The organism is Bremerella sp. JC817, from assembly GCF_040718835.1.
Lineage (GTDB): Bacteria > Planctomycetota > Planctomycetia > Pirellulales > Pirellulaceae > Bremerella.
This window is the reverse complement of the sequence record NZ_JBFEFG010000281.1, coordinates 689,887-714,017: the sequence shown is the minus strand read 5'-3', so window position 1 is coordinate 714,017 and position 24,131 is coordinate 689,887. Positions and strand designations below refer to the sequence as shown.

18 protein-coding genes and 1 tRNA gene are annotated in these 24,131 nt (G+C 57.0%); 12 read left to right on the top strand and 7 right to left on the bottom strand.

What is annotated here, in order from left to right:
• Positions 1 to 52 precede the first annotated feature (52 nt).
• From AB1L30_RS25840 to AB1L30_RS25820, 5 genes are all read left to right on the top strand, one after another.
• Positions 53 to 2,776: a protein kinase gene (locus AB1L30_RS25840; RefSeq protein ID WP_367017345.1), complete on the top strand. Its 2,724-nt coding sequence runs from the start codon at positions 53 to 55 to the stop codon at positions 2,774 to 2,776.
• Positions 2,777 to 2,874: 98 nt separating this feature from the next.
• Complete coding sequence (locus AB1L30_RS25835) at positions 2,875 to 4,461, top strand: ABC transporter substrate-binding protein (RefSeq protein WP_367017343.1); 1,587 nt, start codon at positions 2,875 to 2,877, stop codon at positions 4,459 to 4,461.
• Between the two features lie 11 nt (positions 4,462 to 4,472).
• Complete coding sequence (locus tag AB1L30_RS25830; RefSeq protein WP_367017341.1) at positions 4,473 to 5,468, top strand: ABC transporter permease; 996 nt, start codon at positions 4,473 to 4,475, stop codon at positions 5,466 to 5,468.
• Entirely contained in the window at positions 5,465 to 6,325 is an 861-nt protein-coding gene (locus AB1L30_RS25825; protein WP_367017340.1) for an ABC transporter permease, read from the top strand. The genes AB1L30_RS25830 and AB1L30_RS25825 overlap by 4 nt, the downstream gene beginning before the upstream one ends.
• A gap of 296 nt (positions 6,326 to 6,621) precedes the next feature.
• Positions 6,622 to 7,041, top strand: coding sequence for a hypothetical protein (locus tag AB1L30_RS25820; RefSeq protein WP_367017339.1), 420 nt, complete (start codon positions 6,622 to 6,624; stop codon positions 7,039 to 7,041).
• 88 nt (positions 7,042 to 7,129) lie between these two features.
• Here AB1L30_RS25820 and AB1L30_RS25815 read toward each other — a convergent pair whose 3' ends face one another.
• On the bottom strand, positions 7,130 to 8,068 hold the full coding sequence (locus AB1L30_RS25815; RefSeq protein WP_367017337.1) for an aldose 1-epimerase: 939 nt from the start codon (positions 8,066 to 8,068) through the stop codon (positions 7,130 to 7,132).
• A gap of 67 nt (positions 8,069 to 8,135) precedes the next feature.
• Positions 8,136 to 9,053 (bottom strand): hypothetical protein, encoded by a 918-nt coding sequence (locus AB1L30_RS25810; protein ID WP_367017336.1) that lies wholly within the window; start codon positions 9,051 to 9,053, stop codon positions 8,136 to 8,138.
• Between the two features lie 244 nt (positions 9,054 to 9,297).
• Between AB1L30_RS25810 and AB1L30_RS25805 the strand changes: the two genes are divergently transcribed.
• Together AB1L30_RS25805 and AB1L30_RS25800 are read left to right on the top strand one after the other, a co-directional pair.
• Positions 9,298 to 9,371: transfer RNA gene (locus AB1L30_RS25805), tRNA-Val, on the top strand.
• Positions 9,372 to 9,446: 75 nt separating this feature from the next.
• A complete protein-coding gene (locus tag AB1L30_RS25800) occupies positions 9,447 to 9,704 on the top strand; it encodes a hypothetical protein (protein WP_367017334.1) in 258 nt (85 codons plus the stop codon).
• A 55-nt stretch (positions 9,705 to 9,759) separates the two neighbouring features.
• Here the strand turns inward: AB1L30_RS25800 and AB1L30_RS25795 are convergent, their stop codons facing one another.
• The gene (locus tag AB1L30_RS25795) at positions 9,760 to 10,377 is read right to left on the bottom strand and encodes a hypothetical protein (RefSeq protein ID WP_367017332.1); all 618 of its coding nucleotides are present in this window, start codon (positions 10,375 to 10,377) and stop codon (positions 9,760 to 9,762) included.
• A gap of 346 nt (positions 10,378 to 10,723) precedes the next feature.
• Between AB1L30_RS25795 and mutS the strand changes: the two genes are divergently transcribed.
• The gene (gene mutS, locus AB1L30_RS25790; protein WP_367017885.1) at positions 10,724 to 13,318 is read left to right on the top strand and encodes a DNA mismatch repair protein MutS; all 2,595 of its coding nucleotides are present in this window, start codon (positions 10,724 to 10,726) and stop codon (positions 13,316 to 13,318) included.
• Here mutS and AB1L30_RS25785 read toward each other — a convergent pair.
• From AB1L30_RS25785 to AB1L30_RS25775, 3 genes are all read right to left on the bottom strand, one after another.
• The gene (locus AB1L30_RS25785) at positions 13,315 to 14,745 is read right to left on the bottom strand and encodes a sulfatase (protein WP_367017330.1); all 1,431 of its coding nucleotides are present in this window, start codon (positions 14,743 to 14,745) and stop codon (positions 13,315 to 13,317) included. The two genes, mutS and AB1L30_RS25785, sit on opposite strands and share 4 nt — an antisense overlap.
• 87 nt (positions 14,746 to 14,832) lie before the next feature.
• A complete protein-coding gene (locus AB1L30_RS25780) occupies positions 14,833 to 16,071 on the bottom strand; it encodes an FAD-dependent oxidoreductase (protein ID WP_367017328.1) in 1,239 nt (412 codons plus the stop codon).
• Positions 16,072 to 16,138: 67 nt separating this feature from the next.
• Positions 16,139 to 17,101 (bottom strand): proline racemase family protein, encoded by a 963-nt coding sequence (locus tag AB1L30_RS25775; RefSeq protein WP_367017326.1) that lies wholly within the window; start codon positions 17,099 to 17,101, stop codon positions 16,139 to 16,141.
• A 246-nt stretch (positions 17,102 to 17,347) separates the two neighbouring features.
• Here AB1L30_RS25775 and AB1L30_RS25770 point away from each other — a divergent pair, with 246 nt between their 5' ends.
• Positions 17,348 to 19,996, top strand: a complete 2,649-nt coding sequence (locus AB1L30_RS25770) for an AMP-binding protein (RefSeq protein ID WP_367017324.1) — start codon at positions 17,348 to 17,350, stop codon at positions 19,994 to 19,996.
• Between the two features lie 2 nt (positions 19,997 to 19,998).
• On the opposite strand, the gene AB1L30_RS25765 is transcribed toward AB1L30_RS25770, so the two are convergent.
• Positions 19,999 to 20,898 carry a hypothetical protein gene (locus AB1L30_RS25765; RefSeq protein WP_367017322.1) on the bottom strand — a complete coding sequence of 300 codons (900 nt, stop codon included), beginning with the start codon at positions 20,896 to 20,898 and terminating at the stop codon, positions 19,999 to 20,001.
• Between the two features lie 104 nt (positions 20,899 to 21,002).
• On the opposite strand from AB1L30_RS25765, the gene AB1L30_RS25760 reads away from it, so the two are divergent.
• The 3 genes from AB1L30_RS25760 to AB1L30_RS25750 are packed head-to-tail and all read left to right on the top strand — an operon-like array spanning position 21,003 to position 24,054.
• On the top strand, positions 21,003 to 22,397 hold the full coding sequence (locus AB1L30_RS25760; RefSeq protein WP_367017321.1) for an MBL fold metallo-hydrolase: 1,395 nt from the start codon (positions 21,003 to 21,005) through the stop codon (positions 22,395 to 22,397).
• Positions 22,394 to 23,260, top strand: a complete 867-nt coding sequence (locus tag AB1L30_RS25755) for an LOG family protein (protein ID WP_345094090.1) — start codon at positions 22,394 to 22,396, stop codon at positions 23,258 to 23,260. Before AB1L30_RS25760 ends, AB1L30_RS25755 begins: the two co-directional genes overlap by 4 nt.
• Entirely contained in the window at positions 23,257 to 24,054 is a 798-nt protein-coding gene (locus AB1L30_RS25750; RefSeq protein WP_367017319.1) for an SDR family oxidoreductase, read from the top strand. Before AB1L30_RS25755 ends, AB1L30_RS25750 begins: the two co-directional genes overlap by 4 nt.
• Positions 24,055 to 24,131 lie beyond the last annotated feature (77 nt).

Sequence of the window (24,131 nt, the reverse complement as noted above, 5' to 3'; positions counted from 1 at the left end):
GCGTTGACGTTCCTTTTCCCGCGACGCGAACCTTCATTTTGCAGCCAGTCTGATGCCTGATTCCCCGAAAGATACCGACCGACCGCAGTCGAGCGGCGACGATCTAACGACGTCGTCGGCGGGGAGTTTGCCCGATCTTCGTGGTAGCGATTCAGCCACCACCGACCATTTGCCCGACGGCCGCAACTTTTTGGAAGAGCCTCCAACGGTTATCTCGACCAAGAAGGGGCACGTCACCGAGGGAAACAGTCGCTCGTATTCGCTGGCGGAACTGACCGTCGGTCGCGAACTGGTTGGACAAACGCTGGGGCACTTCCAACTCGATGCCTTTGTCGGAGCAGGGGGCATGGGCGCGGTCTTCCGCGGTCACGACACCCAGCTCAACCGACGCGTCGCCGTGAAGGTGCTCTCGGGCGAGCACAACACCAAAGAAGAAACGGTCCGTCGCTTCCGCAACGAAGCCCAGAGTGCGGCCCGGCTCGACCATCCCAACATTGCCCGCGTTTATTTCGTTGGCGAAGACAAGGGATGGAACTATATCGTCTTCGAGTACATCGACGGGACCAACATTCGCGACGAAGTCGAGCGAAGTGGTCCTCTTGAGATCGAACTGGCGATCAGCTACCTCGTTCAAGTTGCCGAGGCACTCGACCACGCTCAAATCCGCGAAGTGGTGCACCGCGACATCAAGCCGTCGAACATCCTGGTCGACTCGCAGCATCGTGCGAAGCTGGTCGATATGGGGCTGGCCCGTTTGCATCAGGTCAACTCGCAAGACAGCGACCTGACCGCTTCCGGTATGACGCTCGGAACGTTCGACTACATTTCGCCCGAACAAGCCCGCGACCCACGCAGCGCCGACGTTCGTAGCGATCTTTACTCGCTGGGCTGCACGTTTTTCTTCATGCTCACCGGTCGTCCTCCCTTTCCGGAAGGGACTGTGCTGCAGAAACTGCTGAGCCATAGTGGGGAAGAGCCGCCTGATCCTCGCGAGTTCCGGGCCGATGTGCCAGATGAAGTCGTTCATATTCTCAGCCGTTTGATGGCGAAGAACCCGAACGATCGTTTTCAGAAGCCAGGCGAACTGATTGCCGCCGCCTTGATGGTGATCGACGAGTTGAACCTCGCCGCCCCGCATGTCACCGCCTCGGTCTACGTGCCGACGACCGAGCAGCGAAGCACCGTCATCGAGCGACATCTGCCGTGGGTCTTGCCGACGATCAGTTTGCTGGTGTTGGTGTTCGTCGTCGACACGATCTGGACGGCCCAGGACGACAGCATGATCTCTGGCGTCAGTTATACCAACGCCTCGCAGTTGATGACCCCGCTGACACCGACCGACGACGGGCCGACCGAGACCAACTCTGGAAGTCCACCCCCGGCCAATAATGGCCAACCGGTCACCCCGATCCAAGACACCAAGCCGGCGACAGAGACTTCGCGGACGATGTCCGAGATGCCTCCGGTAATGAACATCGCCCAGCCAAAGCCAACGCCTGAGGCAACCATCGCTGCGGAAACGCCGATGCCGATGACCGCTCCGGCCGACATGACAGGCACCAACAAACCAAAGCCTCCGGCTGCGGACGTGGCGAAGAATGTGATCGTTGTGCCAGGCGATTCTCCGACATTGTACGAAGCGATTACCCGAGCCCAGGCCGATCCGACGCTCGACACCATTGAGCTTCGCTACGATGGCGAGAAAGACGAACGCCCCCTCTTGATCGACAGTGGCAGTCTGACGATTCGCGCCGCCACCGGATATTCACCGACGATTGTCTTCCGCCCGCAAGAGTTCGAACCGCTAAGCCGGATGATTCAAATCAATTCGGCCAGTCTTAGCTTGAAGCAAGTGCAAGTGAAGATGGCGTTGCCGCCTGCGTCGATGCGGACCTGGTCGCTGTTTGGGCTCGAGAACGCCAACGAGCTTTCACTCGATGGTTGCCAGGTTGTCGTCCAGCGCGAAGACGAGATGATGGTGCCAGAGGCCCTTCGCCGTTCGACCTCGGTGATTTCTGTCCGAGCGACTCCGGTCGAAGAGGTTAGTCCCTTCGCGCTGAGCACCGCTCGCTATGCGGTCATTGACGTACGGAACTCGATGGTACATGGCGAAGCGAGTTTACTGCGGACGAACGGCCAGCAGGCCTTAAAGGTGACCTGCGACAACTGTTTGTTGGCTCTGTCAGGCAACCTGCTGAGTTCGGTCTCGACCACCAGCGACGACAAAATGAATGGCTTCGTGCGAATGAAGCTCGACTTCTGCACGATCGATACGGCTGGCAGTCTCATTCGCCGCGAAGGTGCGACGTCGATTCCTTTGCGGGTAACGATGGCCAATTGTGCCGCGACCTGGGGGGCGAGCCTTCCGATGGTGGTTCAGCGAAGCACCACCAAGACCCCCGAAGAAATCACGAAGTCGCTCGATTTTTCACTCGAAGACAACGCGTACGCGACCAATACATCGAATCGCGTGATGCTGCTGATTGAGTCCACCGTGGCTCCGGCGGCAAAAGTCGAGTACGACCTGGCGACCTGGCGGATGGCCTGGGACGACTTGTTTTCGCAGCCAAGCGATTCGATCTGGGCGAATTTGCCACTGGCCAGTCGCCTTTATTCTTCGCGGGTACCACAGGACTACGTTCTACTCAACGATTTGAGTGGCAATCCGGCATTGCGACCCGACGAACGAAACGCTGGTGTCGACTTCTCGCTGCTGCCGTTCGTGGCTTCGCCCCTCGCAGGGGCCACCTCAGACGCTTCAGCGGCCACAAATTGATCGACGTTCTCCGTTGCTTCAGGTTGCCGCCCGCCATGCTCGATCGTTAAAATCGGGCAGTCGCACTTCTTCTCGCCAGCTACAACATGAATGGCCCCATGGAATTATTGAGAGCTTTGAAGTTTTTTAGTTTGCTATTGGGCGTTGTTCTTCTAACTGGGTGTGGCGGCGGTTCGCCCGTGGCGACCGACACCTTAATCTACGGCCGCGGCGGGGATGCGAACGCTCTCGATCCGATCCACACCGATATAGGCGAGTCGGTCAAAGTGATCGTCAATATCTTCGAGCCGTTGGTCGCCTACGACACCGAGACGGTCGACCTGGTGCCCGGCGTCGCCGAATCGTGGGAGACGAGCGAAGATGGTCGCGAGTGGACCTTCAAGTTGCGCGAGAACGTCAAGTTCCACGATGGAACGCCGCTGAATGCCGAAGCAGTGGTATTTACCTTCGAGCGGATTATCGATGCCGATCACCCTTACGTCTTCAACAACATCATTCCGTATTACGCCAGCTATACCGAGATCGAAAAGGTCGAAGCAGTCGATGACCTGACGGTCAAGTTCACGCTGAAACAGCCCCAGGCCACCTTCCTTTCAGCCGTGGCGATGTTCTCTTCCGGGATTGTCAGCCCGACGGCTGTTAAAAAGTATGGTGCCGACTTTACACGCCATCCGGTAGGGACGGGCCCTTTCAAGTTCGAGCATTGGAAGCCGAAGCAAGAGATCTTGATGTCGCGATTCGACGACTACTGGGGTGAAAAGGCAGGCGTCGCTCGCCTGGTGATGGTTCCGAGCGAAGAGAGCTCGATTCGTGTCACGCAGTTGAAGCGAGGCGAGATCCACATTGCCGACAACTTGCCACCGGCGGAAGTCGATAGCCTGGAGAAGGTGCCAGGGATTGTGATTCAGTCGACGCCGGGCATTAACGTCGGTTACCTGACGATGCAAACCCGCAAGCCGCCACTCGATCAGCCAAAGGTTCGTCAGGCGATTGCGATGGCAATCGACCGCGATCGTCTGATCGAAGTTGCCTATGCCGGTCATGCTGAGAAGGCCAAAACGATGGTGCCGCCAACCTTGTGGGGCCATGGCGAGAACGTGCCAGAGCGGCCATTCGATGTCGCGAAAGCGAAGGCCTTGCTGGAAGAAGCCGCCCAAGAGAATGGCTTCAAACTGCCGGTCAAGCTGGAACTGTTTGTGATGGACCAGCCCCGGCCTTACATGCAGCAGCCACGACAAACGGCGATCTTCATCAAAGATGCGTTGGAGAAGATTGGCTTCGATATCGAGATCATCACCAACGATATCGGCCAGCACTTTCAACGGATGACGCGCGGCGAGCACCAACTTGGTCTCAGCGGCTGGAGTGCCGACATCGCCGATCCGCACAACTTTCTGCATACGCTGCTACACTCGACCAACATCAACGAGATCGGCGGCAACAACCTCAGCCAATACAAGAACGAGCAAGTCGACGAGCTACTCGATGCGGCTCAGTTTGAACTGGAACAAGACAAGCGGGCCGAGTTGTACGAGAAAGCTCAGATGCTGATCTACGAAGATTCGCCGGTGCTGCCTCTGGTGCATGTGCCGGTTCGGATTGCGGAACGTGATATCGTCGAAGGATACAAACTCCATCCTTCTTCGCAGACTCGACTCAAAACTGCCAGGTTTGCGGAGCCTTAATGGTGTGGGGGATGGTAATTCAACGGCTGGCCCAAGCAGCCGTGACGATGCTTATTGCTGTGCTGGCGATCTTTGTCGCTGTACGAGCCTTGCCGGCGAACCCGGTAATCGCCCAGTTCGGCCAACATGCGGTGCCTGAAAAGATCGAGAAAGAGATGGAGGCTCGCGGTTGGAACAAACCGCTGTGGCAACAAGCCGCCGCCTTTCTCGGCCAACTCGCCACCGGCGACATGGGAGAATCGTTTGCCCGACCTGGCGAGCGGATCAGCACCCGGCTGAGTCAGGCCGTCCCGGCAACGATTGAACTGGCATTGGCCGCGATGTTGATTGCGATCCCGGTGGGGATCTTCATGGGAACGGTCGCGGCGCTGTGGCGAAACTCGTGGCCTGATTGGTTCTCGATGGGCCTGGCCCTGTTGGGCGTCAGCGTCCCAGTTTTCTTCCTGGCAATTTGCCTAGTCGTGTCGTTCCCTGCGATGCCGAGTGGATTTCGCCTGCCACCGGGCACCCAGCATGATCTGCGGAGCGAGTTCTATTTTTTTGAATCATTACTGACGGGGCAATTTCACCTGGCAATGCTCAGTGCTCGCCACTTAGCGTTGCCGGCGATCGCTCTGTCGACGATTCCTCTAGCGGTGATTTCTCGTATCACGCGGAACAGCATGATGGAGGTGCTCGACTCCGACTATCTGCGAACCGCTCGCGCCAAGGGAGCCAGCGTGACACGCATGATTGCTCGGCATGCGTTTCCGAATGCTTCGTTGTCGGTGATGAATATCGTCGGCTTTCAGCTGGGCATGCTTTTGACAGGGGCGATTCTGACCGAGACCGTTTTCAATTGGCCAGGCCTCGGACGGTATGTCATCGATGCGATCCGCGATTATGACTACTCGGTCGTTCAGGCATGTGCCCTGATCATGGCGGGCATCTTTGTCACGTTGAACCTGACCTTGGATGTCTTGTTCCTGTTGCTCGATCCGCGATTGCGGGAAGGGAGCCGAAGTTGAGTACGGTAAGTCTGGACCCGGCTCGTCCTGTTTCGTCGATCAAGTCTCGCCTTACCAAGGTACCGGGGCTATGGATTGGCGGCGCGTTGATCTTTGCGTTTGCCTTCACCGCGTTGTTCGCCAGCGTGATCGCTCCTTATTCGCCGGATGAACGCTTCGGACAGAACGAACCTCCGAGTGCCGCCCATTGGTTAGGGACCGACTCCAACGAAAAAGATGTGCTGACCCGTGTCATCTATGGCTCGCGGTTGTCTCTGGTCGCCAGTATCGCCTCGATCAGCTGCGCTGTGGTGGTTGGCGTCGGACTGGGGATGCTGGCTGGATATCGAGGGGGCCGAACCGATATGTTCGTAATGCGACTGATCGATATCTGGCTTTCGTTTCCGAGCCTGCTGATCGCGTTTCTGGTGATTGCCGCGCTCCGGCCTGGTTGGCCGGCGGTGATTCTGGCGGTCGCACTGATTAACGTACCGGTCTTCGTCCGCCAGGTTCGGGCCGAAATGCTTTCCTTGAAACATGCCGCTTACGTCGAAGCCGCCATCGCCGCCGGAGCGAAGCCTTCGTACCTGGTAATCTTCGTTTTTCTGCCAGCGGTCAGCGGAACGATCTGGGTGCTGGCAACGCTAGGGCTGGGGCATGCCATTCTGGAAGTCGCTGGGCTGTCGTTCCTCGGAATCGCAGGCGATCCGTCCCACGCCGAGTGGGGGGCGATGCTGGTCGAAGCGAAGGAGTATTTGCACGCGACCATCTGGCCGGCACTCGCTCCGGGGATTGCAATTTCGCTGACGATCCTCGGTTTCAACCTGTTTGGCGACGGTCTGCGGGAATTTTTCAGCCGCCGTAGCCGTAGCTTCTAGGGGCGGATGTTGCTGGCATCGTGGGACGTTTTCTCGCGATATCGCGAACCGTTATCATAGAAGAGACGTAAAAATCGTCGGTAATTTAAGAAGAATTGGCGACGAAATTCCTGGAATGGTGCCGTTTGTTCCATTCATCCGCTCGCTTGCTTGACACCGTAATAGTGGCGAGCTTAACTAGAAGAGTAGCTTTAGGGTCTACATGTTACACCCTCCCGCCGTCGACCATCCCACCTGCGACGGTTTGAAATCCCACGGATTCCTCGGCGGGAATACTTTGCTTGGAGAGATAATTAATGAAGAAGATCGCGTTGTGTCTGGTGGCCGTTGTGGCTGCCTCCTCGTTTTACGCTCAGTCTGCCTACGCCATTAAGCCTTTCGCCGATGCTTTTGTAGAAAAGTACAACCTGGCGGATCCTAAGACCGACGCTGAAAAAGAACTCGCCGCTTCCGTGAAGGAAGCCAAGTGCGCCCTTTGCCACGGTGCCAAGAGCAAGAAGGTTCGTAACGAATACGGCGTTGCCCTGGGCGAGCTGCTGGACAAGGCCGATTACAGTGCTTCGCGTCGTAAGGAAGAACCAGAAAAGGTTCAAGAAGAACTGTTCGCCGCTTTGGAAAAGGTCGAAATGACCAAGTCGAAGTCGGGCGAAACGTTCGGCGAAAAGATCAAAGCCGGCAAGCTGCCTGCTGCTGAAGGCACCGACACCGAAGGTTAGTCGCTCCTTCGATTCGGCAAGAATCAAAAAAAGCCTTGCTCCATAGAGCAAGGCTTTTTTCATGCGCGGTTGGGTTAAACCGGCGAGCTTATTGCACTTTGATTCGGATGGCGGTCTCGAAGACATCGCCGCTGGCCAGCACTCGCAAGCCACCATCGTATCCCTGGCGGCGGAGTTGGAAGGCATCTGGAATGCAGGTGTAAGGTTCGATGCAGAAGGCCTCGCGGTGGCCTGGGTTGTACAGCACGACCGAGTCAAACTGATCGTCGAACTGCTGCACGATCGTTCGGCCAGAGGCAGGATCGTGGATCGAGGTCGTGCACAGACCATCTTCACATTCCAGTCCACCAAAACCGTTGTCGTACTGCGTGTCTTTGAACAGCATTGGCTTGAAAGGATCGCTGTCGCGGTTGAACTGGTTGCCGCTGGCAAGCTGGTCTTTGAATTCCCAGGCAAACGTAAACGGCACGACGATCTCGCATGCATCGGCCGATTCGCCGCCGACGGGCACGTTGAAGTAAGGGTGCGTCCCCAAACCGAATGGCATCGGCTTGCTGGAAGGGTTTTCGATCCGGTAGGTGCCGGTCAGGGTCGCGCCTGAAATCTCGTAGGTGGCCTGAATCTTAAAGTCGGTCGGCCATTGTTCCAGCAGGGTGGCATCGTCTTTCGAGGCCTGGAACTCGGCGGTCACTTTCGATTCGGTCTTTTCCAGCACGCGCCATGCACGGCGGAGCACGAAACCATGGATCGCATTGCCGCGGCCATCCCCTTCAGGAAGCTGAAACTCGCGATCTTCCCAGATCAGCTTCGTTCCCTTCAGTCGGCCAGGGAAGGGGAACAAGATCGGAATCCCGCTGCTGGAAGGTCGAGCGGTGCCGTTCTCGAAGTCTTCTGTCTTCCATAGGACATCAACTTCCTGTCCGTCGACGTTGGCGACGAACTGAAAACAGTTGAATCCAAATCCGGGGGCAATCTTGGCGAACGAGCCGGTGGCTTCGTCGCGGATCTCAACGACTTCCAAACCCATGGGAAACTACTTCGTGATGAATGGGAGATGTACTGGTTGGTACGGGGAAACGATTCAGAAGCCGACTTTAACCGCGGCTAAGCAGCATGGTGGCTGTCATCAACAAAATCGTTCCGCCCAGGGTGGCCGACGCCATGTACACCTTCCGCCAGCTGCGGTCGAAAAAGGCGAGGCTCGCCAGCAGATGCATCAGCCAGAGAGCCAGAAACAAGCTCACGGCGAACATGGCGGTACACACGGGGTCTTCGCCCATCAAACGCGATTGCTGAGTGGAATTCAAGGTGGTAGTTAGTACAAATCCGACAGGAATCTGGAGTAGCGTAGCAATCAAAGCGATTGTGAACGCCGCGCCGGCGGTGCCTTCCCGTTGATCTTCGGGCAATTTGGCCAGAGCGATCATGCCGGCTACCATGCCGCTGACGGCGAACGAAGCGAACCAGAAGTGAAGCGTGAACCAGATCACTTCGCCTTGAATCAGCAGCGTGCGGAATTCGCCCGAGTCGACCGGAGCGTCGACCGAGACCTCACCTCGGGCAATCAGCCCCAGAATCGTGAACAGCGTCGGAAAGTGATACAGCAGGTTCGTCGCCGACAAGATCGCCAGAAACCGGGACAGCAACCGCTGCCAAAGTGCGGCTCGCGATCCATATTTCCACCAGGCCAGGTACCCGCCGGTGCAGATCAGCGAGAATCCGATCTCCCAGAAGCCGAACGTTACCTTCGACGCCCAAAGGCCATCGAGGGCCTCGAAGTACTGCGGATTCCCTTCCATCCAGATCAAAAGGCCCTGAATCAGGCCGACGAGGATCCCCACGATCAGGGCGGCCACCGACCACCAGCCGATTTTCTGGCCAATTTTTGAAATCTCAGGACTTTGTCGACGTGTCGCTCGTACGTCGAGCCAGACCGCCAGAAGAGGTCCGACCGAAGCCAGATTCATCAGCAGCAGGTGAATCGAAAGGGTGATGATCCGCAGCAGTATCAAGGCGAGAATCCATACGGCGAGGTCGCTTGGGAAGGCTAATTACTCTATATAGTCGGCTCAAACGCAAAGAGATGGCCGTGGCATCCGACCAGTTTCATCACATTCGACAGCGACTGGGAGCGTTCGACCCCCATCTCCCCAATATCGGGAATTACCCCGATTGGCCCTTCAAATCGCTTTAATCCAACAACTTCGGGGCCATGTTGACGCATCGAATGGCCGATTGTTAAATTGTGGGATTCCCGGGCGATTAGCTCAGTTGGCTAGAGCGCTTGCCTTACAAGCAAGATGTCGGGGGTTCGAGCCCCTCATCGCCCACTTTTCTAAACCCGTAGTTCTTAGTGAGTTACGGGTCTTTCTATGCGCTGTTTGTGTGAGTAAGGATATTCGAACATGGACGAACGCGAAGAATTGTTGAGTGCCGCCTGCGAAGAAAACTCGATCTCGATGGAAGAGTTGACCGAGCAGTACGGTCCCGAAAGTTTCGGGAATCACGAAGCTGTCGACCGGATCTACATGTCCGAGGCGACCTGGAGCGAGCATATCTCCAGCCACCCGGCCATTTTGCTAGATGCGGAAGCGTACGAAATGGCGGTCAAAGTCAGCGAACTGATGGCCGAACTCTACAACCGGATGGTCTCCAAAGACTAAGCATCTTCCGGTTCCAGAATCACACGACGCCGCAGAGCAATCGTTCGCTCTGCGGCTAGTCGTCGTCTTCCAGATTGTACTGCTGCCGCGTATGCGGTACTTCTTCGCCCGCATGCAGTTGAGCCAAGGCGTGCTGCAACAGTGCCGGTAAGCTGCCGGGGGGCAGATCGTCGGTCGCGAGAATCTTGGCCGAGCATTGAGCCAGGTTTTCGACATCACCGACAAATTCGTCCGAATCGATCAGGACCAGCACGCCCGTTTTTCGCCGCACGAGCATCTCTTCCATGAATTCCATCGGCGTCAGCTCGGCAAGCATTGCTTCGAGCTTGTTCTGAGCCTGTTTGATTCGTTTGGCCCGGTTCTTCTTTTCCCACTCGATCAGCTCGGAAAGTTCGCGAGCCGTGATCGAATCGTTGAACTGAATCCCCAACTTCGTCGCTTCCCGCTTTTGGCTTTCGGTCGCGGAAGGCGCGTTTCGCAAGATCACCGTCGAGTTGCCCCGTTCCTTCTTGGGTTTCTTTTCCGACGGCTTTTCGGTGGTGGTCTCTGGAGAAGGCACACGGATCGGCGCCTCGCAGCCAGGGCAAGCGATTTTCTTGCCGGCGTATTTCGGTTTGGCTTTGATCGTGTTTTTGCACTTCTTGCATTTGAAGCGAATCAGGTCGTCCGGCATTGCTTGCCTCTCCGGCTCCCTATCGGTGGAATATCGCCAATCCGTGGGGCTTTTCCCTGCGGATATGTCGCCGCCATGCAGCGTGTGAGTATAGATGGCACCATTAGCCAAACGAGTGGTTCGCGGTTCCTGTTCGAGGGAAACGAGTGAAATTGGTGAAGGATTATCAATTCTTCACAATCAGCCGATCGATCTCGTCGCACTGCCCACCTGCAGCGCATGGCGGAAGCCTGTTATGTTAATTTTGTGGAAGGTTGTCCCTGCCTGGCCCGCCTTCCGATAGATGAGTTGATCTTTCCACGGCCGAGACGATTTGAGCCGCAAACGATAGGGTGGAACCATGGCGATGACCCCAATGATGCAGCAGTACCACGAAGCAAAAAATGCTTGTGGCGACGCGATCCTGCTGTTTCGCATGGGTGACTTCTACGAGTTGTTCAACGACGACGCGATCACCGCTTCCCGTGTGCTGGGGATGACCCTCACCAGTCGCGACAAAGGGGAAAACGCCACGCCGATGGCTGGCTTCCCTCACCATCAGTTGGACTCCTATCTCGCCAAGTTGATCCAGCAAGGGTACCGCGTTGGTATCTGCGATCAGGTCGAAGATCCGAAGCAGGCCAAGGGGATCGTCAAACGCGAGATCACGCGAATCCTCTCGCCAGGCACACTGACCGACGACTCGCTGCTGAGCCCGAAAGAAAGCAACTACCTCGCCGCTGTCGTCTGCGAAGGTAACGAAGCCGGTATCAGTTGGATCGAGCTTTCGACCGGACGATTCATGGCAGGCGTTTTCGCGGCTGGGCGCCTCGCCGACGAGCTCGCGCGGATCGCACCTTCAGAATGTCTCCTTTCCGAAGGTACCGACGAACTGCCGAAGCACTTCAACGGACAGTTCTTGCAAACGCGCCGACCTGCGTGGGCCTTCGGAGGCAAGTCGGCCGAAGAGAAATTGACCAAGCACTTCGAGGTGAAAAGCCTCGATGGCTTCGGCTTCGACGACACCGACCGCCCGGCCATTCGAGCCGCAGGGGCAATTCTCGATTATCTGCAAGAGACGCAGCGAGGTTCGCTTGAACACCTGCAGTCGCTGGTTGCCTACCGCAATGCGAACGCGGTTGAAATTGACGAGTCGACGCGACGTTCGCTCGAACTGACGCGGACCATTCGCGATCAGCGCCGCGAAGGAACGCTCATTTCGGTGCTCGACCGCTGTCGGACTCCGATGGGCAGCCGTTTGATGGCGGATTGGCTGGCCAGTCCGCTTGCCGACGTTCAGCAGATTTGCGAACGGCACGATTCAGTCGAAGAACTGAAAAACGATCTCCCACTTTCTGAAGCACTCGGCGAAGCGTTGGCAGGCGTCTACGACCTTCAGCGACTGCTGACCCGCGTGACGACCGGTCGAGCCAGTCCTCGCGATTTGAACTTCGTCGGGCGAACGCTCGGCAAGTTGCCGCGGATCAAAGCGAAGGTGACTTCCCGCAAGAGCAAGCTGCTGGGGGAGATCGAAGCGCAGATCGATCTTTGCCCCGAGGTTCACGACAAGTTGGCCGCGGCCCTGGTCGAAGATTGCCCACTGACCACCGCCGACGGTGGCTACATTCAAGATGGCTACAACGAACGACTCGACGAGCTGCGTGGTTTGGCAGCGGGCGGCAAGCAGTGGATCGCCAACTATCAGGCCGAAGAGAGCAAGAAGTCGGGCATCGCCAACATGAAGGTTGGCTTCAACAAGGTGTTCGGCTACTACATCGAAATCACGAACACGCACAAAGATAAAGTTCCGACCTACTTCCACCGGAAGCAGACGCTGAAAAACGCCGAGCGATACATCACGCCGGAGCTGAAAGAGTACGAAGAGAAGGTTCTGAGCGCCGACGAGAAGGCGAAGACCCTCGAGTACGATCTGTTCTCGGAACTACGCGACCTGGTGCAAGCCGCCGCCGATCGACTTCGTTTGACAGCGCTGGCTTTGGCTCAGCTCGACGCGTTGGTCTCGCTGGGGAACCTCGCTCGCGATCGTAACTATTGCCGCCCGAAGATGGACGACGGCAAAGAACTGGCGATCGTCGATGGCCGGCATCCAGTGCTCGATGTGACCGAGGAAGCCGGCACGTTCATCCCGAACGATACCATGCTCGGCGGCGAGATTGACGACTTCGTGGCGATCATCACCGGTCCGAACATGGCCGGTAAAAGTACTTACATTCGCCAGGTCGGCCTGATCGCGATCATGGCTCAGCTCGGCAGCTTTGTGCCGGCGAAGGAAGCTCGGATAGGCGTGGTCGATCGCGTGTTTGCCCGCGTGGGGGCGAGCGACGAGTTGTCACGTGGTCAAAGTACCTTCATGGTCGAAATGACCGAGACGGCACGCATCTTGAACACGGCGACCGACCGTAGTCTCGTGATTCTGGACGAGATCGGGCGTGGGACGAGCACCTACGACGGCGTCTCGCTGGCATGGTCGATCGTGGAATACATTCACGACCGCATCGGTTGCCGCACATTGTTCGCGACCCACTATCATGAACTGGCAGACCTTTCGCAGTCGCTCGATCACGTGATGAACTTGAACGTGGCCGTGAAAGAGTGGGACGACAAGATCATCTTCCTGCACAAGATCGTCAGTGGTGCCGCCGACAAGAGTTACGGGATTTATGTTGCTCGCCTGGCCGGGATTCCCAACGACGTCAACGAGCGGGCCAAGCAGATTCTGGCCCAGCTTGAGCAAGAGCATCTCGACCTGGATGGCCAGTCGAAAATTCGACCGAAGCGAGAACGCCATCCGAAAGCAGACTTGCAGCTCACTTTCTTTGGTCCGAGCGAACCGCCGGTGGTCGAAGAAATTCGGACTGCCGATCTCAGCACGATGACGCCACTGGACGCCTTTCAAAAGCTGATCCAGTGGCAGGCGGAATTGAAGAAAGCGAGCGACTAGTTGGCGGCACGCGGGGTCGGCATCTTGGCCCCGGTTTCCTGACGCCATGCTTTCAGTTGAGCGTGCATCTTGGATGCGAGTTCTGGCTTCTTCTCGGCGAGATTATTGGTCTCGCCAGGATCGTCCGCCAGATTGTAAAGCTCGAGGTGGCCATCCTCGTAGAACTCAATCAGCTTCCAGTCACCTTCCCGTACGGCAGCCGTCGGAGAACCTCCCTGGTTGCCGTAGTGTGGGTAGTGCCAATAGATCGCCCCACGATCGATCGTTTGTCCTTTCAGGACCGGAGCAAAGCTCATCCCGTCGAGCGTCACTTGCTGCGGCAGTTCGACGCCGGCCATCTCTAGAATCGTCGGGAAGAAGTCGACGCTGCTGACGTACTGCTCGGAAACACTGCCAGCTTTCGTCACGCCAGGCCAACGAACGATCATCGGTTCGCGGATCCCACCTTCGTAGATCCAGCCTTTGCCGCCTCGCAGCGGAAGGTTGCTGGTCGGGTGACCTTCTGACGTTGAAAGCCCACCGTTGTCGGACATGAACATCACGACCGTGTTGTCGGCGAGACCAAGGGAGTCGATGCCATCGAGCACCTTGCCGACGGCCTGATCCATCGCTTCGACCATGCCAGCGTAAACGGCGTGTTCTTGCACGAGGCGAACCTTCCGGGCTCCCTCTTGCCCCCAGATCTCGCCATGCTTCAGCGTTTTCTTCTTCTCTTCGTACTTCTGCTTCAGGTTTTCGCGCGACATGAGCGGAGTATGCACTGAATAGAAAGAAAGGTATGCCAGGAATGGCTCGTCCTTATGAGCCTCCATGAATTTGACCGTTTCAGTCGCCAGTCGGTCAGGCAGATGCTCGCCGTCAGGGCCGTCTTTCAAACGTGGATTGCCGTAAGGCGAGAAATACTTCTTGCCGCCGTAAGGGCCACCGCGGTCGATGCCCCCTTGGTTGACGTCAAAGCCTTGGTGCTCGGGGAAAAACGCTTCCGAGCCGAGGTGCCACTTGCCGGCAAAGAAGGTCGCGTAACCTTTCTGCTTTAAGGCTTCGGCGATGGTGACTTCGTCGAGGGCGAGTTTCGTTTCGTAAGGAGCTGGCAGCAGCGGAGTCTTGCGGTTCCATTTGTCTGGCTGAGCGGCGCCGATGTAGTCGGTAATGCCGGTCCGTGTGGGATAACGACCGGTCATGATGCTGGCTCGGGTCGGGCTACAGACCTGGCAGGCAGCATACGCGTTGGTAAAACGAATTCCGCTCTTGGCCAGCTTGTCGACGTTGGGGGTTTCGTAGAACGAACTGCCGAAGCAGCCCAGGTCGGTCCAGCCCAGGTCATCGACCAAAATGAACACGAAGTTTGGCGAACGCTCGGCAGCGGAAGCAGGCGAAGTTAACCCAGCGAGCAGGCAAGCACACAACAAAAAAGCGAGACAGCGCATGCTGATTCCCTTCTTCTACGAGGAGTGATTGAGGTGGGAAATCGAAGGGGACGATTTATTGTGGTTCAATCGCAAGGCCGCGTCAAACTAACGCAGCCGATAGGGCGAAGGATCGACGTGGGGAGTCAGTTTGTCGAGCATTTGCCAGGCCAGCTTGCCGGTTCCGGCCCCCATTGAAAGCCCCAGCATGTTGTGCCCGGCGGTGATCAGCACATTGCCATACTTCGGAGCGAAGTCGATATACGGCATGTCGTCTGGCGTCATCGGTCGCCAGCCATACCATTCCTCGTACGTTTCGTCGGTGAATGGCTCTTTGAGATATTGCGACGCTCCACTTTTCAACAGGGCGAGTCGCTTCTTATTGACGCTGGAATCGTACCCGCCGAACTCCATGGTCGATCCTAGGCGGTAGCCATCTTCAAACGGCGTGACGCCGACGCGCCGCTCCTCCAGCAGCATCGGAATCTGCGGGCAGATGGTCGGGCGAGCCATCGTGATCGAGTACCCTTTGCCAGGCTGGATCCGCAGCGTGCAGCCCAGTTCTCGATTGAAGAAGGGGCTCCACGAGCCGGTTGCGACAACAAACCGATCGGCTGAGATTTCCTGGTCACCACATTGAACCGCTCGCAGGCGATTCCCCTCGCCGATAAACCGCGTGACTTTGTGCTGCTCGAGGATCTTCACCCCCATGCGTTCGAGAATTCCGCGCCACGAACTGAGCAGCCGGTCTGGTCGTAGGTGGGCATCCTCGGGGTAATGCCAGGCGCCGTACACTTCGTCCTTCAGGGCAGGCTCCAGCTTTTGAAGTTCGCCGTTGCAATAAGGCGTTGCCGGAGTTTGGAAGTCGCGAGCAAGCCAGTCGTTCAGCTTCTGAAATTCCTCGAAGTGCTTCTCTTCGTAGAACACAAACAGCAAGCCACGTTTCTCCCAGTTGCAGTCGAGACCTTGTCCTTCGATCAGTTCCTGGTAAAGCTGCCGCGAACTATGCAGCAGTGCGTGCTTGCCGGTGGCGGCATGTTGCATCTGCTTGGCGTTGCAGTTCCACCAGAACCGCGTCAGAAAGCTGAACAGGGCCGGCGAGAATCGCGGACGGATATAGAACGGAGAACTGCTGCTCAGCATCGACCGCATGGTGGGGCCGATCAAACCAGGCTGTGGGATCGGCGGAATATGGCTTGGCGAGACGTAACCGCAATTGGCATGCGAACACGCGCCCCCGTGCCGTCCTTGATCGACGATGGTGACTTGATGAGCTGCTTTTGCCAGATAGTAAGCGACTGCCGTTCCAACGACACCTCCGCCAACGATCAATGTCGACGTACTCAACTGCGATAACCTTCCAATGCACGTGTGCCTTGGGAAGGATCCCAAGGCAGAAGAGGTCGCGAAGTGTCTACTTCTGTTGGCTGAAACCAAATGTCAGCGGATCGATCGGATCGATTACCACTTTGGTTTCGGCCGTTACGAACGCTTCGCCAATAATCCGCGGCAGGACTTTGTCGCCTTGCCACTCGTACGAACCCTCGAACAAGCTGCCGGTGACCGACTCTTGCCCCCATGCTTGCCCTGGTTCAAGCTTACCAGCGGCCGCCAGGCAGGCAATCTTGGCACTGGTACCAGTACCGCAAGGCGATCGGTCGTACTCACCGCCTGGGCAATCGACGTAGTTCATCGACTGGGCATCGTCACGTCGTGGCGGTCCGAAGAGCTCGACATGATCGATGATGCCGCCATTCTCGCCGGTGATTCCATTGCGGTCGAGCGAATTGCGAATCTCGCGGCAGCAGCGATCAAGCTGATCCAAATTGCCCATCGAAATCTCGAGGCCATGATCGGCACATAAATAGAACCAGTTGCCTCCCCAGGCAATGTCGCCGGTCACGGTGCCGAAGTTTTCGGTCTCGACCGGGACAGCCGTTTGGTAACGATAACTGGGGACATTCACGAATGAGACACGATTGTCTTCATGAAGGGTAAAGACCACGTCGCCGGCGATTGTTTCCAGTAGATGTTCACCCGGAGAGATCTTGCCAAGGTAACAGAGCGTTGCCGCGACACCGATGGTGCCGTGGCCGCACATGCCGAGGTAGCCCACGTTGTTGAAGAAAACGACCCGAGCGACCGCTTCGGGATTGGCTGGACGCAGCAACAAAGCGCCGACCATGGCCTCGAAACCACGTGGCTCATGGGTCAGGGAGGTCCTCACCCAATCGTAGTTTGTCTTGAGTTCCTGGATTTGATCGGCCAGTGTCGTCGAAACTAGTTCAGGAGCACCACCGATGATTGTTCGTGTGGGTTCACCCCCCGTATGGGAGTCGATAACATTTATTTCGATTCGGTCAGTAGGCAGAGGCATACTCGTTCGTCATTTCCATCAAGTGCCGGCAGAGGGATCGGGGATAGATCCAGTTCCTATCATACGGCCTCGATATCGGAAATCGAAGGAGGTTAGTTGGTGGATCGACCTTTAAATCGCCCCCCATTTCGGCGTAAATTGGGGCCATAAAGTGCGGTCGCCGTATTGCATTGACCCACCGAGGTTCTTTTGTCGCGTAAATCGTAGACGCCATTCAAGTTTCTACGAGAACAGGTAGCCGTTGCCATGGGAAAGTGGATTCAATCCCTTCTGTATTTTTGTCTTCGATGTCTCCTGCATCGCCGCTACCAGGTAGAGGTGCAGGGGCTCGAGAAATTGGAAGGTCTGGAAGGCCCACTTCTGGTTCTGCCAAATCATCCTGCTTATGTCGACCCGCCGATCGTGTTAAGCCATCTGCGTTGTGGCAAGTCACTGCGTCCGCTGGTCTTCACCGATACCTATCGCAGCCCGCTCTTTTATCCGTTGATGAAAGTGATCGACGCGTATGAAGTGCCGAACCTGCAGTCGCACAGCCGCGATGCCCACGTCAAGACAACCCAGTTGATTGAACATGTCGCGGGCGAACTGAACAGCGGTCAGAACTTTCTGATCTATCCCAGTGGACGCCTGCAGCGGCAGGGATATGAAATCGTGGGTGGCTCCCGAATTGCCCACGAACTGATGGAACGCGTCGAGAACGTGAACGTGGTCCTCGTGAGGACGCGTGGATTATGGGGCAGCCGATTCGGTTGTGCTCAAGAGGGGGGCGTGCCGACACTTGGTCGCAACGCCTTGGTCTCGCTGTTGTGGATTCTGGCCGGGGCGATCTTCTTTCTGCCGAAACGGAAGGTCTCGATCGAAGTGGTGCCCGTCGATCGCGATTCGCTGCCGCTGGAAAGCAAGACGGCCCTCAACCGCCACCTCGAAGCATTCTATAACGCCGATGGTGGTGAAGACGCCAAGTTCGTTCCGTACAGCTATTGCTTCGGGGCCCGCGACTTCGACTTCGATGCCGTGAAAAGCAATGCCGATGTCGACGTTAGCCAGATTCCAGATCAAGTCATTCAAGAGGTGCACGAGATCCTCGAGCATCGACTCGATCGGAAACTGGATGATTCGGAAAAAGAACCAGGCACCACCCTCGACCTGTTGGGACTCGACAGTTTGGAGCGGATGGACCTGGCACTCGAACTGGAACAGCACTTCGGTTTCCGGAGTGACTCGGTCCCCTCGACCGTGGGCGAGCTTTGTTTGCTGGCGGCAGGGAAGGCTTCGAGCGACGAGAAACCGTTGGAAGTTCCGGAGGAATGGAATCAGTCGCGGAAAAAGGGGAAAGAGCATCCAGAGGTGTTGGCCGAAACGATCGCCGAAGCTTTCGTCCTCCGGGCATTGTCGAGTGCCAATCGTCCGGCAGTGGCCGATACGCTTTCGGGCTGCTTGAGCTATCGCAAGCTGTTGATCGGGGCCACGCTCCTCTCGAAGCGAATTGCCAAGCTGGAAGGGGAAGCCGTCGGTATCATGCTGCCGGCGTCGGTGGCGGCCGACTCGGTGCTGCTGGCCACGCAACTGGCTGGCAAGCTGCCGGTGATGCTCAACTGGACGACTGGCCCCGCCGGGCTGCGTCATGCGACCGAGAAGCTGGAAGTGCGCCGCGTGATTACCTCGAAGCGTTTCATGGATCGCTTGGGGATCGAAATGGAAGGCGTCGAGATGTTCTACCTGGAAGACGTCCGCGATCAGATCTCGACCTTCGAGAAACTGATGTCGCTGATGGCTACTTACATCGCGCCCTGGTCGTTCCTGCGAGGCTTGCCACAGCCCAACCCGGACGATCCGGCGGTGATTCTGTTCACCTCCGGTTCGGAAAGCTTGCCCAAGGCGGTTCCTTTGTCACATAAGAACCTGATCGCCAACATGCGGGCTGGCTGCGATCATATGAACTTCCATCGCGGCGATACGCTGCTCGGCTTCCTGCCGCCGTTCCATAGCTTTGGTCTGACGGCTACCTCGCTGATGCCATTGCTCGCGGGAATTCGCGTCGTGCATCATGCCGACCCGACCGACTCGCGAATGCTGGCCCGCGTGATTGCGGCTTACAAGCCGACCTTGATGTTCGCGACGCCGACCTTCCTGCAATATATCGTCAGCAGTAGCGAGCCTGGCGAACTGAACTCGTTACGCTTGGTCCTGGTTGGTGCCGAGAAGTGCCCGCCAGCTTTGTACCAGCGAACGATGGAGATTCTGCCGGAACTCGATCTGCTGGAAGGTTACGGCATTACTGAGTGCAGCCCTGTCGTATCTGGCAACCGCCCTGGGAACAACAAGCCTGGGACGATCGGGCTTTCGATCAACTGCGTCGAAACGATCGTCGTCCATCCCGAGTCGCACGAGCCACTGCCACAAGGAGAAACCGGCCTGCTGCTGATCCGCGGCGATTCGGTCTTCAACGGATACTACCGCCACGATGCTCCGCAACCATTCCTCGAAGTCGAAGGGCATCGCTGGTACAACTCCGGCGACTTGTGCTCGAAGGATGAAGACGACTTCATCACCTTCCGTGGTCGTATGAAACGCTTCCTGAAGATCGGCGGTGAAATGGTGAGCCTGCCGGCGCTGGAAGGTCCATTGGCCGAGAAGTTTCCGGCCGACGAAGAGGGCCCGAAAGTCGCCGTCGAAGGGATCGAGCAAGATGGTGGCCGCTGCATCGTGCTGTTCACCACCGAAGAGATCACGCTGCGTGAAGCAAACGATTGCCTCAAGCAGGCCGGCTTCCAGGGAATCATGCGTCTGGACGAAGTTCGCCAGATCGATGCGATTCCCGTGCTGGGAACCGGCAAGACAAACTACCGTGAACTTCGTGCGTGGATCGAGGCCGACAACGAAGTCACGTCGTAAAACTAAGTCGCCGGAACGATCGTGATCGATTCTGCCGAACCACCCGTCGAGCCAACGATAAGTCGCTGCATGTCGTTGGCTTTTTCCAGGGTGCCACTGACCCGGACGCGATCGCCAGGCTTCAAGCCCATTTCGTAGCCGATGTGGTAACTGACCAGCGAGATGCCTTCTTCTGTTTCGTAACCGACTGGGTAAAGCAAACTGTCTTCGCGATCGCTGATGGTCAGTTCGCACTGGTGCGGGCCTTCTGGTTGAAACGGCTTGATCCGCTCAGGGCACCATAATACCTCTTGGTCGGTCAGCACTCCACGAATGCTAAACCGAGTGCCGCGATAGAATCCCTGGTTTTCTTTCCGGCCGAGCATCTTTTGGAACGTTGCGTCGTCGATGTCCGGCGGTCGCTGCACAAATTCGGGTTCGATATGGTTGATATCGTCGAATTGGAACAGTTCATGGGAAGTGGAAAGAAACCGCGTGACCACTTCGCTTCCATAGATCACCAGGTCGATGTCGGAGTTCTCGTTACCGTCTCCCCACAGCAGTGAATCGGTGATTCCAACTTCGGACGACGGGACCTCGCAGTGGTCGGCCAGGATGTGCAGCAGGTCGATTGCGAGTGCCAAACGAGGGTTCGATGGTGTCGGCTCGTTTAATAACTGTCTCGTACGTTCCAGTGGTTTCAGGTGCTTTTCGACCTTATTCAGCGGAACACGTATTCGCCCATCGACGTATTCAGGGAATGATTCCTGTAGGAACGCGACCGCATCGGCATAGCTGTCGAGCCACTTGTCGCCATGGGCATATTTCAGGCCTGCGGTCACATGCTCGTCGTCGTGCTGATCGCCGAGGACATTGAAAATTAACCCATCGCTGGTCAGCAGATAGTCTTTGTCGCGAAACATGCCGTGGGGTTCTCGGAGGGGATAGGGCCCATTGTCAACGGATGTCCGTTGGTTCAGATTAGGATAACAGGAAGCCAGGCAACTCAGGCACACGAGGTAGTCGAATGACACGTTTGACGTTTCATGGGGCGGCGGAAACGGTCACGGGATCGAAATACTTGCTCGAGGCAGACGATGCCAGGGTACTCATCGATTGTGGCCTTTTTCAAGGGCTGAAAGAACTTCGGCTCCGCAATTGGGATCGGTTGCCCTTTACCGCCGATTCCATCGATAGAATCGTTCTGACCCACGCCCATATTGATCATACCGGCTACCTGCCTCGGATCGTCAAAGATGGCTATCACGGTCCCATCCTTTGTACGCCGGGCACGAAAAAGCTGACGGAATTGCTGCTGCTCGACTCGGCCGAGAACCAGGAACGGGACGCCGAGTACTTCAACTACAAAGGGCTTTCGAAGCATAAGCCCGCCTTGCCGCTGTACGATCCGAAGGATGCCCGCAAAGCGATCAAGCAGCTCACGGCGAAGCCTCGCAGCGAATGGCATCACGCCGCCGGACCGATCTGGATTCGCTTTCATGACGCCGGCCACTTGCTGGGCTCGAACATGATTGAAGTCGAGATCCGCAACCAGGACCCGCCGCTGCGGCTTCTGTTCTCTGGCGATGTCGGCCGTTACGACTCTCCGCTTTACCATGACCCGCACGAACCGCCTCGCTGTGACTTTCTGATTTGCGAAAGTACCTACGGCAATCGAGACCATCCGGATGGAGACGTGCTCGATATGCTGGAAATCACCATGAACGAAGCGATCGAACGAGGCGGCGTTGTGCTGATGGCGTCGTTCGCGGTTGGTCGCGCTCAGCAGTTGATTTATCTGCTGCGGGTGTTGATGCACTCCGGCCGGATCCCTGAGATTCCTATCTATCTCGACAGCCCGATGGCGGTCGATGCGACTGAAATCTTCCGCGACTTTGCGGAGGACTTCGACTTGTCGGAAGGGCGGCTCGATGGACCGGACTCGGTTTTGAACGCTCCGAATGTGTTCATGGTTCGAAGTGCCCAGGAATCGAAGCAACTCAATCATGTCAAAGGTCCGGCAGTGATTATTGCTTCGTCCGGCATGATGACGGGTGGCCGGATCCTGTTTCATTTGCGGCAACGATTGCCTTGGCGGCAAAATACAATTCTGGCTGGCGGCTTTATGGCGGCCGGCACGCTGGGGCGCCGGATGCAAGATGGCGAACACACCGTGAAGATTCATAAGAAAGACGTTCCGGTGAATGCTCACCTGGCTTCGATCTCGGGGCTGAGTGGTCATGCGGGACAAAGCGAGCTGTTGCAATGGGTTTCGGGGCTTCCCAAACCGAAGGCAGTGTTTTTAACCCATGGCGAACCGGAGAGTGCATCGGTGTTGTCGGGGCTGATGCGGCAGCGATTTGGATTTCGTACCATCATCCCCAGGATGGGCGAAGCATTTGACCTCGAGGAGCAACCATGAACCCCCAACATGTCGCCGAGAATCTAGAACAGATCATCAACTCGCCCAGCTACGTCGTGCCGGAGTTGGATACCGACTTCCTGCAAAGCGAAGCGATGCGTGGTCTGCGGATGCAATTGGAATACACCAAGCCGCAGTTGTACCTGGAACGCAAGAAGATCAATTCGACGATCATTTTGTTCGGTGGGACGCAGATCGTCGAGGAAGAGCAAGCTCAGGAAAAGCTCGATGTCCTCAAGAAGCAACGCGATGCCGAAGGAGACCGACCTGAGCTGATCCGGGCCATCCACCGCGCGGAACGACAACTGGCGAAATCGAAGTACTACGAAGAAGCTCGGGCGTTCGCCACGCTGGTTTCGCAGCACTCGTACAACAACGATCGTTACGACTACGTCGTGGTGACCGGCGGCGGGCCAGGCATCATGGAAGCAGGCAATCGCGGGGCATACGATGTCGGCGCTCCGACAATCGGTTTGAACATTACTTTGCCGGAAGAGCAGCACCCCAATCCGTATATCACGCCGGGACTCTGCTTTTTGTTCCATTACTTCGCCATGCGAAAGATGCACTTCCTGATGCGGGCCAAAGCCTTGGTGGTGTTCCCTGGCGGATTCGGGACGCTGGACGAACTGTTCGACGCTTTAACGCTTCGCCAGACCGATCGAATGCAGGCGATTCCGATCATCCTGTACGGTACCGACTACTGGAAGCAGGCGATCAATTTCCAGTTTCTCGCGGATGAGGCGGTCGTACGGGACGAGCATCTCGAACTGGTGCAGTTCGCGGATTCGCCGACCGAGGCCTGGGACATCATCCAGAAGTTTCATGCGGCCAATCCTGAAGCGAAGGTGGTTGCCCCATGAGCGAGGCACGACGAAGAACCTTTGGCGAAATCGCTCCCGTAGCTTTGGTAACCGGCAGTGCCAAGCGTGTCGGTCGTGTGATCGCTGAGCACCTGGCGGCGTCGGGCTACCGTATTGCCGTGCACGCCAATCACTCGATGGATGAAGCCAACTCGTTCGTTGAAAAGTTGCGAGGGGAGGGGACCGAAGCCCAGGCATTTCAGGCCGATCTGACCGAAGAGTCAGCCATTCGGGAAATGATGGAAAAGGTGCACTGGTACTTTGGCCGGATCGACGTTCTGGTGAACTCGGCATCGATCTTCCATCCGACGCCGCTCGAATCGCTGAAGGTCGAGGATGTTGAAGCGATGTTCCGCATGAACACCTTCTCGGTCCTGCACTGCTCGAAGTGGGCCGGCCTGCGGATGGCGAATCAAACGACCGGCGGCGCGATCGTGAATATCATCGACTGGTCGGTCGAACGGCCGGCGACCGATTTCAATGCCTACATCGCCAGCAAAGGGGCCCTGGTCAGTTTGACGCGAAGCCTGGCGATTGACCTGGCGAAGCGAAATCCGTGGATTCGCGTGAATGCGGTCCTGCCGGGCCAGGTACTTTTGCCAGAAGGTTCGAGCGAAGCGAAGCGTCAGGCAGCCATCGACGCGACCCTGGTGAAACGGCAAGGCGAACCGGACGATGTTGCCCAGGCCGTACGGTTTCTGATCGAAAGTCCGTTCATTACTGGGGTTAGCCTGCCCGTGGATGGGGGGCGAACTATCTTTAGCGGCAATTTCGACGACCCCAGCGTGCATTAACGCTCTCTTAATCGCCACCCTCTGTCAGGTGGTTCATGCCAGCAGAATCATGCGAAATCGGCGCTGTATCGATTTCG

Bases quoted from the DNA above. Each gene is read 5' to 3' on its own strand.
- AB1L30_RS25840 (WP_367017345.1), top strand. From the start codon at position 53: ATGCCTGATTCCCCGAAAGATACCGACCGACCGCAGTCGAGCGGCGAC.
- AB1L30_RS25835 (WP_367017343.1), top strand. From the start codon at position 2,875: ATGGAATTATTGAGAGCTTTGAAGTTTTTTAGTTTGCTATTGGGCGTT.
- AB1L30_RS25830 (WP_367017341.1), top strand. From the start codon at position 4,473: ATGGTAATTCAACGGCTGGCCCAAGCAGCCGTGACGATGCTTATTGCT.
- AB1L30_RS25820 (WP_367017339.1), top strand. From the start codon at position 6,622: ATGAAGAAGATCGCGTTGTGTCTGGTGGCCGTTGTGGCTGCCTCCTCG.
- AB1L30_RS25815 (WP_367017337.1), bottom strand. From the start codon at position 8,068: ATGGGTTTGGAAGTCGTTGAGATCCGCGACGAAGCCACCGGCTCGTTC.
- AB1L30_RS25800 (WP_367017334.1), top strand. From the start codon at position 9,447: ATGGACGAACGCGAAGAATTGTTGAGTGCCGCCTGCGAAGAAAACTCG.
- AB1L30_RS25795 (WP_367017332.1), bottom strand. From the start codon at position 10,377: ATGCCGGACGACCTGATTCGCTTCAAATGCAAGAAGTGCAAAAACACG.
- mutS (WP_367017885.1), top strand. From the start codon at position 10,724: ATGACCCCAATGATGCAGCAGTACCACGAAGCAAAAAATGCTTGTGGC.
- AB1L30_RS25785 (WP_367017330.1), bottom strand. From the start codon at position 14,745: ATGCGCTGTCTCGCTTTTTTGTTGTGTGCTTGCCTGCTCGCTGGGTTA.
- AB1L30_RS25775 (WP_367017326.1), bottom strand. From the start codon at position 17,101: ATGCCTCTGCCTACTGACCGAATCGAAATAAATGTTATCGACTCCCAT.
- AB1L30_RS25770 (WP_367017324.1), top strand. From the start codon at position 17,348: ATGGGAAAGTGGATTCAATCCCTTCTGTATTTTTGTCTTCGATGTCTC.
- AB1L30_RS25765 (WP_367017322.1), bottom strand. From the start codon at position 20,898: ATGTTTCGCGACAAAGACTATCTGCTGACCAGCGATGGGTTAATTTTC.
- AB1L30_RS25760 (WP_367017321.1), top strand. From the start codon at position 21,003: ATGACACGTTTGACGTTTCATGGGGCGGCGGAAACGGTCACGGGATCG.
- AB1L30_RS25755 (WP_345094090.1), top strand. From the start codon at position 22,394: ATGAACCCCCAACATGTCGCCGAGAATCTAGAACAGATCATCAACTCG.
- AB1L30_RS25750 (WP_367017319.1), top strand. From the start codon at position 23,257: ATGAGCGAGGCACGACGAAGAACCTTTGGCGAAATCGCTCCCGTAGCT.